The organism is Streptomyces sp. NBC_01334 (genome assembly GCF_035983595.1).
In the GTDB taxonomy this organism is placed as follows: Bacteria; Actinomycetota; Actinomycetes; order Streptomycetales; family Streptomycetaceae; genus Streptomyces; species Streptomyces coriariae.
In genome coordinates this window covers 8,303,776-8,316,198 of the sequence record NZ_CP130718.1, presented here as the reverse complement: position 1 = coordinate 8,316,198, position 12,423 = coordinate 8,303,776, and the positions used below count along the sequence as shown (strand labels likewise).

The 12,423-nt window shown below is 72.8% G+C and carries 8 protein-coding genes and 1 pseudogene; 6 read left to right on the top strand and 3 right to left on the bottom strand.

The features are described 5' to 3' along the window. The first annotated feature begins 22 nt into the window (after positions 1–22). Together OG736_RS37065 and OG736_RS37060 are read left to right on the top strand one after the other, a co-directional pair. Positions 23–1,246 carry a hypothetical protein gene (locus OG736_RS37065; RefSeq protein ID WP_327186303.1) on the top strand — a complete coding sequence of 408 codons (1,224 nt, stop codon included), beginning with the start codon at positions 23–25 and terminating at the stop codon, positions 1,244–1,246. Beyond that, positions 1,246–1,761, top strand: a complete 516-nt coding sequence (locus OG736_RS37060; protein ID WP_327186302.1) for a hypothetical protein — start codon at positions 1,246–1,248, stop codon at positions 1,759–1,761. Before OG736_RS37065 ends, OG736_RS37060 begins: the two co-directional genes overlap by 1 nt. Before the next feature lie 12 nt (positions 1,762–1,773). Here the strand turns inward: OG736_RS37060 and OG736_RS37055 are convergent, their stop codons facing one another. Next, positions 1,774–3,897, bottom strand: a complete 2,124-nt coding sequence (locus tag OG736_RS37055; protein WP_327186301.1) for an ATP-binding protein — start codon at positions 3,895–3,897, stop codon at positions 1,774–1,776. A 178-nt stretch (positions 3,898–4,075) separates the two neighbouring features. Here OG736_RS37055 and OG736_RS37050 point away from each other — a divergent pair, with 178 nt between their 5' ends. Beyond that, a complete protein-coding gene (locus tag OG736_RS37050) occupies positions 4,076–7,270 on the top strand; it encodes an AfsR/SARP family transcriptional regulator (RefSeq protein WP_327186300.1) in 3,195 nt (1,064 codons plus the stop codon). A 319-nt stretch (positions 7,271–7,589) separates the two neighbouring features. After that, complete coding sequence (locus OG736_RS37045; RefSeq protein ID WP_327186299.1) at positions 7,590–8,078, top strand: hypothetical protein; 489 nt, start codon at positions 7,590–7,592, stop codon at positions 8,076–8,078. 27 nt (positions 8,079–8,105) lie between these two features. On the opposite strand, the gene OG736_RS37040 is transcribed toward OG736_RS37045, so the two are convergent. Beyond that, complete coding sequence (locus tag OG736_RS37040; protein WP_327186298.1) at positions 8,106–9,701, bottom strand: GMC oxidoreductase; 1,596 nt, start codon at positions 9,699–9,701, stop codon at positions 8,106–8,108. A 180-nt stretch (positions 9,702–9,881) separates the two neighbouring features. Then, positions 9,882–10,814, bottom strand: a complete 933-nt coding sequence (locus OG736_RS37035; RefSeq protein ID WP_327186297.1) for a cyclase family protein — start codon at positions 10,812–10,814, stop codon at positions 9,882–9,884. A gap of 200 nt (positions 10,815–11,014) precedes the next feature. Between OG736_RS37035 and OG736_RS37030 the strand changes: the two genes are divergently transcribed. Both OG736_RS37030 and OG736_RS37025 read left to right on the top strand, forming a co-directional pair. After that, a complete protein-coding gene (locus tag OG736_RS37030) occupies positions 11,015–11,449 on the top strand; it encodes a DUF6325 family protein (protein WP_327187815.1) in 435 nt (144 codons plus the stop codon). A 13-nt stretch (positions 11,450–11,462) separates the two neighbouring features. After that, positions 11,463–12,329 (top strand): annotated as a pseudogene (locus tag OG736_RS37025) (cation:proton antiporter); the annotation flags it as partial. Positions 12,330–12,423 lie beyond the last annotated feature (94 nt).

The following is a 12,423-nucleotide window of genomic DNA, read 5'->3' as shown; positions in this document are numbered from 1 at the left end:
CGCACGGACGACGGGGGTCTTGATGTCGGCGTTGCGCAAGAGTACGGAGTCGTCGGTCGAGGAGCGTGAGTGGCTGACGCTCGTCGAACGCAAGCTGGTGCTGGTCGTGGTGCACACCCTGACCTACGGCAAGCGGCTGGTCGAGGTCCTGGCGCTGCTGGAGGCCGACTTCAGGGTGCAGGTGGTGTTCACGGCTCCGCCGCACGTCTTCGGCGACGAGGTCCCGCGCTTCCTCGAGGGGCTGGGAGGCGCGGTGCTGCCGTGGGACGAGGCGGTGCGGATGCGGTTCGACCTGGCTCTCGCCGCCGGTCCGCGGGGCGTCGAGAAGATCTCCGGGCCGGTGATCGCGATGTCGCACGGGGCCGGCTACCTCAAGCGGCTGGTCTCGGTGCGGCAGCCGGGTGTGGCGGGGCTGCGCAGAGCGGATCTCGTGCCCGGCGGCCGGCTGCCCGCCGCCGTGGCGGTGCCCCACCACGCCGAACTGGCCGACCTGGAACGGCACTGCCCGGAGGTGCTCCCGCTCACCCATGTGGTCGGCGATCCGGCGCACGACCGGATCACGGCGAGCCTGCCGCTGCGCGCCCGCTACCGCCGGGCCCTCGGCCTCGCGGACGGCGAGAAGCTGGTGGTGGTCGTCTCGACCTGGGGGGCGCGCTCGTCTTTCGGCCGGTTCGAGGCGCTGCTGCCCCGGCTGACCGCCGAACTGCCCGCGGGACGGTTCCGGTCCGTCATCCTGGTCCACCCCAACGTGTGGTCGGGGCACGGTTCCTGGCAGGTCAGGGCCTGGCTGGCGCGCTGCGCCGAGCCCGGTACCGCACTCGTGCCGCCGGAGGCGGACTGGCGCAGTGTCCTGATAGCCGCGGACTGGATCATCGGCGACCACGGTTCGGTGACGCTGTACGGCACGCTCACCGGTGCGCCGATCCTGCTGGCCGGTTCACCGGACCGGGAGATCAACCCCGCCTCGCCCGCCGCCACCCTCGCCGTGACCGCGCCGGCGCTCTCGCCCGCCCACCCGCTCGTCGGCCAGCTCCGGTACACGGCGGCCGAGTACCGCCGGGAGGAGTACGCGGCGATCGCCTCGCGCATCACCTCGGAACCCGGCCGCTTCAACCGCAACATGCGGCGGCTCATGTACCGCCTGCTGGGTCTGGGCCAGCCCGCCCACGAACCGGTGACGGTCCCGCTCCCTGAGCCGCCCCCGCTGGACACCTGGGCGCGCGGGCGGCGGGAGGTGCCGGCGTGATGCGCTTCGTCTCCGTGCGGCTGCGGGCCTCGCCCCCGTGTCCCCGGGGTCCGCGAAGCGCCCCGGCGGCGGACCTGTCGCTCCGCGTCCGCTCGACCGCGGGCGACCACGAGGTGCTGGCCCGGGTCGGTCTCCTGGCGCCCGGGGACCCGCCCGGCACGGGCGGATCGGTGACCGGTGCGGACGAGCACGTCGCCGCGGTGGCCGGGCCGTGCCCCGGGGTCCGGTGGCCGGTCTGCGCCGATGTGCTGCACGAACGGGTTCCGCGTCCGTACGCCGACGCGGTGCGCCGACTGGGCGACCTCACGGCCGCCCATCCGGGGTGCCGGCTGGCCGCGGCGCCGCTGACCGGGGGCGGCTGGGCGGTCATCGACGGGACCAGCCGCACGGTCCTGCCGCTGGCGCACCGGGTTCCACCGGACCAACCCCTGCTGGCGTCCTGTCTGCACGCCTGGCTGGTGGCGGGGCACACCTTGCGGGACATCCACGACATCCGCGTGGTGCACGGCGGGTGAGCACGTCGGTGCCTACGTGCGCCGGAGCCGGCGGGCGTCCGCCGGACTGGTGGTCTCGTACAGGGCGAGGGCGCGGGCGTGGTACTCCTCACCGGCCGTGTCCTCGCCCCGTTCACGTGCGGTGTCGCCGAGCATCTCCAGGGTGCGGGCCTGCCAGTGGACGGCGCCGGAGGCGGTGAACACCGCGAGCGCCTCCGTCATGTGGGCGATGCCCAGGGCGTGGTCGCCGGTGCGGGCGCGGGCCCGGCCGAGGAAGGCGAGGGCCCGGGCCGTGTCGTGCGGGTCGGCCGCCTCCACGAGTCCCTGCCGGGCCCGGGCGAAGCAGGCGACGGCCCGCTCGGGGTCGTGTTCGGCGAGTGCGACCTCGCCGAGCGTGATCCGGGCGAGCGCCACGCCGCGCGGGTAGCCGCACTCCTCCCAGGTCGCCACCGCGCGGTTCAGCCGCGACACGGCCTCGGCGAACCGCCCCGCCTCGAAGTGGCAGTTGCCGAGGCCGAGCAGCGCCTGTCCCTCGTCGCGGGGGTCCTCCCCGTCGCGCGCCGCGTACAGGGCGGCCGTGTACCACTCCACGGCCTCGTCCAGCCGGCGGGCGGCGCTCAGCCCGATGGCCCCGGAGTTGAGCATCTGACGTTCGGCCTCCCGGTGTCCGTCACGGCGGGCGGCCTCCAGACCGATGCGGTGCGCCTCGATCCACAGGTCGTAGTGGCGCAGCCGCAGGAACAACGGCCACATGGCGTCGACGAGTTGCCAGGCCGTGGCGTGCCAGCCGCGCTCGGCGGCCAGGCGGAGGATCGCCATGAGGTGGCCGCGTCGCTCGTGCAGCCAGCCGAGGGCGCCGCGGTCGTCGGTGAAGGGCGGGGGCAGCGGGAAGGGCTGCGCGTAGGTCCGGGGCAGGGTGAACTGGATCGGGGTGATGAGGCGCTGGGCCTCGGTCGCGGTCAGCAGGTGCCAGTCGGCGACGCGCCGCAGGGTGCGTTCCCGGTCCGCCTCGGTGTCGGCCAGGGCCGCGCGGTCGCGGGCGTGGAGGCGGACGAGGTCGTGGAAGCGGAGCGCGTCCGGGCCGACCTCCTCCAGCATGTTGGCCTCGACGAGTTCGTCCAGCCGGCGTTCCGCCCAGTCGAGGGGCTCCGCGCAGGCCGCGGCGGCCGTCCGGACGTCGAACTCGGGCAGGGGCAGCAGCCCGAGGGCCCGGTACATCCGGGCGGCCTCCGGTCCCAGCACCGCGTACGACGCGTCCAGGGCCTTGCGCACGGTCGCCTCCCCTTCGACTTCCAGTGCGGCCAGCCGGCCCACGTCGGGTGTGAGCGCGTCGGCCAGTGCGGCGACCGGCTGTCTGGGGCGGGCGGCGAGCCGGGCGGAGGCGAGACACACCGCGAGGGGCAGACCCGCGCAGAGGTCCACGACCTGGCGGACCGCGGGCAGTTCCCCGGCGACCCGGCGCTCGCCGACACCGCGCAGGAACAGCTCCACCCCCGCGGCGGGGCCCAGCGCCCGCAGCCGGTGGAACTCCGCTCCGTCCAGCCGCAGCCCGGTCAGCCGGTGCCTGCTGGTCACGACGACGAGGCTGCCGGGCCCGCCCGGCAACAACGGCCGGATCTGTGCCGCGGAGAAAGCGTTGTCCAGCACCACCGCGATGCGCAGGTCAGCGGTGACGGACCGCCACAGGGACGCCTGTTCCGCCAGGTCGACGGGGACCGCCCAGGCGCCGAGCGCACGCAGGAACCGGCCGAGGATCTCGCCCGGGTCCGCCGGTCCGCCCGCCGCGTGTCCGCGCAGATCGGCGTGCAACTGCCCGTCGGGGGCGGCTGATTCGTGCCGGCGCAGCCAGCGGGAGACCAGGGTGGTCTTCCCGATGCCGGCCGGACCGTTGACCACGATCAGCGGCTGCCGGGACCCCGCGTCCGTATGCCGCGTGAGCAGCCGGTCCAGGGCTTCCAGTTCGTCCCGCCGGTCGGTGAAGTGCGCCGGTACCGGCAGCAGTTGGCGGGGCTTCGGTGGTGGCTGCGGCGGGGCGGTCCGGACCTGGATGCCGCCGTGGACGTCACGGGCCTGGACGGTCGGTCCGTAGAACCGGGCCGATCCACCGATGGTGTTGCTGCTCGCTCTCCCCTGGTCGTCCTCCCGCGCCGCACTCATACCGCTCGTCCCCCTCCGACCGGTTGCCCGCTACATCGATCAAGGTGGTCCTACCCCCGGCGGGCCTCCGACGATGCAGGCCACGGACGTCGGGGCTCCGGCAAGGAAGCGATTCGGCCAGCACACCGGACCCTCTTGGAACCCCCTGCCCTCCCTGTCATGCTCTTCGCTCCATGGCATGACCATCCCCGGTGCCGTGGTCGTCGAACGGCCGGACCAGCGGGAGGCGCTGGTGGAATTCCAGGTACTGGGCCCGGTGGGTCTGCGCGCGAACGGCCGGCGGGTGGAGCTCGGTTCGGACAAGGAGCGGACCCTGCTGGGCCTGCTGGCACTGGACGTGGGCCGGCCGGTCGCGCTGGGCGTGCTCATGGACCGGCTCTGGGACGGTGAACCGCCGCCGCACGCACGGGAGAACGCGCACAGCTATGTCTCGCGGCTGCGCAGGCGGCTGCGGCTGGCCGACCCGTCGTCCGCGAGCGCGCCGCGCATCGTCAGCCGGGCCCACACCTACACGCTGGAGGCCGCCCGCGAGGCCGTCGACTGGCACCGGTTCCAGCAGCTCGTGGCGCGGGCCGGGGCCGTCGCGGCGGACGGCGACGACGAGCGGACGGCCGCCCTCCTCGACCGCGCGGAAGGGCTCTGGCGGGGCGAGGCGCTGGCCGGGCTGCCCGGACTGTGGGCCGAGACCACCCGCCGGACGCTGGCGGAGCGGCGGCTGGGCGCCGCCGTGTCCCGGATCGCCGCCCGGCTCCGGCTCGGCCGGTACACGGAGGTGACCGCCGAGCTGTCCGCTCTCGTCGACCGGCATCCGGGCGACGAGACGCTGGCGGGTCAGCTGATGCTGGCGTACTACGGCGGCGCCCGGTACACCGACGCGCTGCGGGTGCACCAGGAGACCCGCCGGATGCTGATGACCCAGTACGGCTCCCGCCCGGGAGCCGAGTTGGACCGCATCCATCGCGGGATCCTCGATCGGGTGCCGGCCGCCGATCTCGTCCGGGGCCGCCCGGCCGTGCCCCGCCCGGCCCGCCCGGTCGCGGCACCGCCGCCGGCCCGCCCGCGTCCGCCGAGGAACCTGCCGCATCAGCCGGCCCTGATCGGCCGTCGCGCCGAACTGCGGGCCCTGAGCGCCGCGGTCGACGCGGCGGCGGAGCAGGGCCGGGTGATCAGCCTGGAGTCCGTCAGCACCGTCAGCGGCATGGCCGGGGTGGGCAAGACCAGCCTGGCCGTGCACGTGGCGCACCGGCTGGCCGAGCGGTTCCCCGACGCCCAGCTGTATGTGGACCTGCGTGGCCACTCCCCCGTCGGCGAACCGCTGGGTCCCGGCGCGGCCCTGGCCACCCTGCTGCGTCTGCTCGGCACACCGGCGGAGACCATCCCGGTCGAGCTGGAGGGCCGTACCGCGCTGTGGCAGACCATGCTGGCGGAGCGACGGGCGGTGATCGTCCTGGACGACGCGGTGAGCGCCGACCAGATCCGCCCGCTGCTGCCGAGCGGCTCGCCCACCCTGACGATCATCACGAGCCGGCGCCGGCTGACGGGTCTGCCGCAGGCCCGGCACATCCCCCTCGACGTGCTGCCGACCGACGACGCCATCGCCCTGTTCCGCGCCTGCGCGGGCGAGGAACGCACCCTGGACATCCGGGAGATCACCACGATCGTCCGATTGTGCGGCCATCTCCCGCTCGCGATCGAGCTGGTCGCGAGCCGCTTCCGCGCCCACCCGGCCTGGACGCTCGGCAATCTGGCCGACCGCCTGACCCGTACCGAGGGCCGGCTGGGCGAGATCAGGGATGCCGAGCAGGAGTTGCTGCGGGCCTTCGACCTGACGTACCGGACCCTCACGCCGGAGCAGCGCGCCGCGTTCCGCAGGCTCAGCCTGCACTCCGGCCCGGACTTCACGGTGGACTCGGCGGCCGCCTCGCTGGACCTGCGCCCGGCCGTCGCGGAGCGCGTGCTGGAGTCGCTGCTGGCCTGCCATCTGCTCCGCGAGCCGACCCCGGACCGCTACCGGTTCCACGACCTGCTGCGCGAGTACGGCCACTCCAGGTCCTTCGCCGACGACACCGACGAGGAGCGTGCCGACGTCCTCCGGCGCCTGACGGACTTCCACGTCGACGCCGCCGACCGCGCCGACCGACTCGCGTACCCCCGCCGTACGAGGCCCGCGCGGCGGCGCGGGCGCGGCTCCGGCGCGGCGCTGCCCGACTGGCCCGACGCCGGGGCCGCGCGGTCCTGGCTGGCCGCCGAGCGCGCGAACCTGCTGGCCACCGAGCGCCGGGCGCGTGGTCAGGGCCGTCCCGGGGCCGCCGCCCGACTCGCCTACGCCATGGCCGGTTTCCTCGACGAGGAGTGCCACTGGCTCGACGCCGAGGCCGTCCTGGAGACCGCCGTCGAGCACTGGACCGGGACCGGCGAGCAGGCAGCGCTGTGCCGTGCCCTGCTGCACCTCAGCGCCGTCCACGCGCACACCGCGCGCTACCCGGAGGCGGCCGAGAGCGGCGGCCGGGCCCTGCGGATCGCCCGTGCGACCGGGGACGAGGAGGCGGAAGCCGAGGTGCTGCGCACGCTCGGCACCCTGAACTGGCACATGGGCGACCACCAGGCGGCGCTCGTCCTCTTCCAGAAGTCCTTCGCGATCACCGCGGTATCCGGAGATTCCCTGGACCGCGCGCGCCTGCACAACAACATGGCGGTCACCCTGCTCTTTCTCGGGGAGTACGACCGCGCGCTGGAACATTTCGAGAAGACGCTCAGCGGATTCACCGAGGCGGGAGATCACGCGGCGCTCGGAAAGACGCTCAACAACATCGGCGATCTGCATCTGCGTCGCGGAGACCTGGAATCCTCACGCCGGTCGTTCGAGGAATCACTGGCGTTCATCGAGCACTCCGGTAACCGTTACGACCGCGCCACGGTGCGCGGCAGCCTGGCCGATGTCCTCACGGAATCGGGTGACACCGCCGCGGCTCTCCCTCTTTACCAGGAGACCCTCGTGGAATTCCGCGCGCTGGGCGACCGGAAGAGTCAGGCCGACACGCTGATCGGTCTGGGCGAGGCACACCGGAAAGCGGGCGAACCCGAGAAGGCGGTACGGCACTTCGTGGACGCCCTCGACATCGCCCGCCTGATCGGCGCCGCCCACCAGGAGATCCAGGCACTGCGTCACCTCGGTCAGGCACATTTCGCAGCCGGGCGGCTCGACTCCGCGGGGGAAAGCCTGGAGGTCGCCCTTTCGCTGGCCGAGCGCACGCACGACGTCGACGAGAAAGCCCGGACGGAATGCGTTCTGACGGACGTACGGCGGGCGGTAGGTGGCACCTCGACAGCGCACACCTTACCGAGACACATGTTCGAACCAGGCGGTAATTAAACACGCAACCAGTGAATATCGTTCAATTACCCATACAACCCGACGGTCAGATATGTTCCCCTCCGCAAGATCACAGTCAGACATGGAGGGATTCCGTTCACGTGAGCACAATTCGCCGACTGACCGTCGTCACCGGTCTCGCCGCTCTCGCTATTCTTGGCGTGACCGCGCCAAATGCCTCGGCGGCCGAGCCCGCCTCGACCGCGGCGGTCGGCACGGACAGGTGCATCATGATGTGACCCCCTGAGGGTCGATCGCGCACCGGGGGTGGCAGCAGACGCCGCCACCCCACCCATCGGACACGAGAGGGCGGTGCGGGGTGGAGCCGATATCGGTGGCGCTGCTGGCGGCGCTGGCAGGAGGAGCCGGCGGCGAGGCCGGCCGACAGGCCTGGGCGACGCTGAGCGAACTCGTCCGGCGCCCGTTCCGGCGCGACGGCAGCGGTGACGCCAACCGTGCTGCTGACGGTGACGGTGACGGTGACGGCAACACCGGGGCCCTGGCGGCGGGTTCGGCGGAACCGGAACTGGTCCGGCTGGTCGCGCACCCGGACGACGCGGCACTGGCCCGCGCGCTGAGCACGGCACTGGCGGCGCGGGCGGCGGGGGACGCGGACTTCCGGGCGGGTCTTGTGCGGTGGCACGAGCTGGCCGGCTCGCTGCACACCGGCGATGTGCACAACGAGATCAGCGGCGGCACGTTCAACAGCCCTGTCCTCCAGGGCCGCGACTTCTCCGGCCTCTCCTTCAGCACCCAGGCCCCACCGCCGGCGGACAACCGCACGGACACCCCGCCCACCCCGCACTGACGCCGCCGCCGGCCGGACCGGCAGGTGTCATGCCAGCCGCTCCGCGAGGTGGTCGCCGACGCGCAGGGCGTTGGCGATGGCGGTCAGCGAGGGGTTGACCGCCCCGATGCTCGGGAAGAAGCTCGTGTCGACGACGTAGAGGTTGTCCAGGTCGTGGGCCTTGCAGTGGACGTCGAGGGCGGAGCTGCCGGGGTCGTCGCCGAAGCGGACCGTGCCGGCCTGGTGCGCGGTGGCCCCGATGGGCATGCCCTTGTGCAGATAGATGCTGTGCGACAGGAGATGGTGTTCGTTCATGCCCAGGTGACCGAGCATGCCCTGGAGCTTGTGCCGCAGGCGGTTCAGTCCGGCGACGTTGTTCTTCTCGTCCAGGGCCAGGTGGATGCCGCCGTCCCGGTCCAGGGTGACGCGGTTGCCGGCGGCGGGCAGGTCCTCTCCGCACAGCCAGAAGTCGACCGCGTGGTGGGCGAGTACCTCGAACGGCATGTCGGGGGCCACCGCCCCGGCCCAGCGGGGCGCTTCGCCGTGGATCTGCTCGGAGTCGGACTTGCCCAGCATCTGGATGCCGCCGAGGGGGTAGTCCCAGTCGTCGGATCCCAGGTACCAGTCGTGCAGCGCCAGGGTCTTCTGGAACCGGGTGTCGTTCGGTTCCCTGGACACGGCCATCAGGGCCAGGTTGTTGTGCCGCATGTAGTGCCGGCCCACCACGTCCGAGCTGTTGGCCAGTCCCCGCGGATGCCGGTCGTTGGCCGAACGCAGCAACAGGACGGCGGAGTTGACGGCACCACAGGCGACCACCACGAGGTCGGCGCGGAACTCCACGGTGGCAGCGTCCGGGTCGCCCGGCTCCCCCACCGTGGCGACGACCGAGGTGACGCTCCGGCCGGTCGCGTCCGTCTCCAGCCGCCGCACGTCCGCGTGGGTGACCATCTCGACGTTGGGGTGTTCGAGAGCGGGGTCGACGCAGATGACCTGTGCGTCGGACTTGGCGCCGACCAGGCAGGGGAATCCGTCGACGCGGTCGCAGCGGATGCAGGCGCTGGTGCGGGTGGCCCGGCCCCGGTCGTCCTGGGTGAGGTTCACCCCGATCGGGAGGTGGAAGGGATGCAGTCCCTGTTTCTCCAGGTCGTGGCTGAGTTGCTGGATGCGGGGCTCGTGCTGGACCGGCGGGTGGGCGTACTGGGCGCTGGTGGGGCCCTCGGTGGGGTCCTCGCCGTGCCGGCCGTGGACGAGATAGAGGTGTTCGGCCTGCGTGTAGTACGGCTCGAACTCCTCGTAGCTCAGTGGCCAGGCGGGCGACATGCCTTCGTGGTGGCGGAGTTCGCCGAAGTCCTCGGGGCGCAGCCGGAAGAGCGCCGCGCCGTAGAACTTGGTGTTGCCTCCCACGTAGTAGTTGACCTCGGGCGGGAACTCCTTCCCGTCCTTGTCGTACCAGAACTCCGGGGCACGGTACTTCCCCTTGACGAAGACCGCGGTGGAGTCCCAGTTGTCCCGCTCACGGGGCAGATAGCCGCCGCGTTCGAGAAGGAGGATCCGTTTGCCGGTGGGTGCCAGCCGATGGGCGAGGGTGCCACCGCCCGCACCTGTCCCGATGATGATGACGTCGTAGTACTGCGCGTCGGTCATGCCGGCCACCGTCCTCGGAGCATGCGCCGGTCCTGCCGGGTGAATGGGCCGTCCGACCCGACCACCAACGTATCTCCGGGCGATGTTTCCGGCGAGTTGGGCCGGGCGGGTGAACCGAGACGCCGGGACGCGACACCGCCTCACGCGCGTGCGCGCGCGGATCGAGCGGATCGAGCCGTGTCACAGGATCGCGAGGGGATTGACGGGGGAGCCGGTGGCCGCGGGCAGCCGGAGCGGTGCGATGACGCAGAGGAACGACCAGCGGCCTTCGCGCGCGCAGACCGGCGTGAGGTCCTCGAACCGCAGATAGTCCAGCAGGTGCAGTCCCATGGCGTGGATGCCCAGTACATGGACCGGGAACTCCACGCCCCGGGCCGCGCTGGGCGCGCTGTCGTTGTTGCCGTCACCGCCGAGCACGGCCACCTCCCGCTCGGCCAGGAACCCCATGGCCGTCGGATGGAGTCCGGCACGCGCGTCGGCCACGTCCCAGGGGCCGAGCTCCTCGCGGCGTCGGCGGTGTCCGACCCGGACGAGCAGGATGTCGCCGCGGCCGACCCGGACGCCCTGCCGGGCCTCGGCGGCGGCGAGGTCCTCGGCCCGCACCTGCGCTCCGGGTTCGAGCCAGGGGACGCCGTGCAGCCGGGGGATGTCGAGGAGGACCCCGCGTCCGACGATGCCGTCGCGGACGAGGTCGACGGACAGGGCGCTCGCGCCGTCCGGTGACAGTACGTCCGCCGCCGGTACACCGCCGTGCAGGGTGCCGTCGTAGACGACGTGGCACAGCGCGTCGAGGTGGCTGTTCACGTCGCCGTGGACGTTCATGGCGAAGCGGTCCCGGGCGAACTCCAGTCCCCTCGACCCGGGTTCTCCGTCGGCCGGGGCGGTGAGCCAGTGCTCGGCCGGCTCGGCGTCGTCAGGTCCGCTGCGGGTGTTCACGGGGGCGGCGAGCGACACCGTACGCCCCGACCGCACCTCGCGTACGGCGGCCAGCACGTGCTCCGCGGTGATCGTGTCCAGGGCGCCCCGGCGCCCGGCGCCGCCGGGGGACGTGTCGCGCAGGTGCCGGTACAGACGCCGGAAGTCGGCCTCGCTCAGCTCGCCGCTCGTCCGCATGCCCCCACCCTCCGGCAGGTCCCGGGTCCCCGCACACCGAGTTGCCGGGCCCGGGGACCGCCGCGTCGACAAGTGAGCCGGTGAGCGGCGTACCGAGGTGCGGCTGCCTCCGTCCGATGCTGCAATGAAGTCCGAAAACAGGGGGCCGCTGAACGCCGTGACCACCCAGGGGTGAAGCCGTGAGCGATGAATTCGTCGAAATGGGACCGATCGACTATGTCGTCGTCGAGTTCCCCGGGAACCGCATGACCGGCGAGGGCTTTCCCCTGCTGGTCGATCTGGTGGACCGCGGCCTCATTCGGATTCTCGATCTGCTGTTCGTCCGGAAGGAGGAGGACGGATCCGTGGTCGGACTGGAGATCGCCGACCTCACCGGCGACGGGGTTCTGGACCTGGCCGTGTTCGAGGGCGCCAACTCAGGCCTGCTCGGCCAGGACGACATCGAGGAGGCCGGCGGCGCTCTGGGAGCCGGCAACTCCGCGGCGATCCTGGTCTACGAGAACCTGTGGGCCGCGCCGTTCGCCACCGCCCTTCGCCGCGGCGGCGCACAGCTGGTCGCCTCCGGGCGGATCCCGGTACCGGCGGTCCTGGCCGCGCTGGACGAGACGGACGACGTGCGGCCGCCGAGGGCGTAGAAGCTCCGTCGCGGTGACGGAAGACCAGGTATTTCTGGGCCTCGGCCTGATCATCGTGCTGGCCGTCGGCTCCCAGGTACTGGCGAACCGTCTGCGCGTCCCCGCGCTGATCGTTCTGCTGCCCGTCGGATTCACCGCGGGTGCCCTGACCGACGACGTCGACCCCGAGCGGCTCCTGGGCAGCACCTTCTCCCCGCTGGTCTCGCCGGCCGTCGCGGTGATCCTCTACGACGCCGGCCTCGGCCTGGACCTGAGAGGTCTCAGAGACCACACCCGCCGGGTCGTGGTGCGGCTGATCTGCTTCGGCGCACTGGTCAGCGGCGCCTCGGCGACGCTGGTGGCCATGCCGTTGCTCGGGATGTCCCAGGGCGCGGCCGTGATGCTCGGAGCGATCCTGGTCGTGTCCGGACCGACGGTCGTCGGGCCGCTGCTCGCCTTCGTCCGCCCCACGGAGCGCCTGCGGCGGATCCTCGTCTGGGAGGGTTCGCTGATAGACCCCGTGGGCGGCATCCTGGGCGCGCTGGTCTTCCACACCGTCACGGCAGGCGGGCCCGGCGGCTTCGGCAGCCGGATCGGCGCCTTCGCCGTCAGCACGGCGGTGGGGGCGGCGGGGGGCATCGTCGGAGCGGCCGTACTGACGGTGGCGCTGCGCAGGCTCCGGCTCGGGGAGGTGCTCGCCACCACGGTGCAGCTCGCCGCGGTGGTCGGCGTGGCGGCCGCCTGCGACATCGTCCGGGACGACACGGGACTCATCGCCGCCGTCCTGATGGGGCCGGCGGTGGCGAACCTGTCCGGCGGGGGCGTCACGGCCCGGAGGCCGTTCTTCGAGACCCTGGTGAATCTGGTCATCGGTCTGCTGCTCATCTCCATCTCGGCCACCGGACACCGGATGCTGTTCCTGGTGCGGGGTGACGGTCGGCTCCTCCCCGTCACCCGGGCCGGCGGCCCGGCGCCGCAGCCGGGGGACGTCGCCG

Bases quoted from the DNA above. Each gene is read 5' to 3' on its own strand.
- OG736_RS37065 (WP_327186303.1), top strand. From the start codon at position 23: ATGTCGGCGTTGCGCAAGAGTACGGAGTCGTCGGTCGAGGAGCGTGAG.
- OG736_RS37060 (WP_327186302.1), top strand. From the start codon at position 1,246: ATGCGCTTCGTCTCCGTGCGGCTGCGGGCCTCGCCCCCGTGTCCCCGG.
- OG736_RS37055 (WP_327186301.1), bottom strand. From the start codon at position 3,897: ATGAGTGCGGCGCGGGAGGACGACCAGGGGAGAGCGAGCAGCAACACC.
- OG736_RS37050 (WP_327186300.1), top strand. From the start codon at position 4,076: ATGACCATCCCCGGTGCCGTGGTCGTCGAACGGCCGGACCAGCGGGAG.
- OG736_RS37040 (WP_327186298.1), bottom strand. From the start codon at position 9,701: ATGACCGACGCGCAGTACTACGACGTCATCATCATCGGGACAGGTGCG.
- OG736_RS37035 (WP_327186297.1), bottom strand. From the start codon at position 10,814: ATGCGGACGAGCGGCGAGCTGAGCGAGGCCGACTTCCGGCGTCTGTAC.
- OG736_RS37030 (WP_327187815.1), top strand. From the start codon at position 11,015: ATGGGACCGATCGACTATGTCGTCGTCGAGTTCCCCGGGAACCGCATG.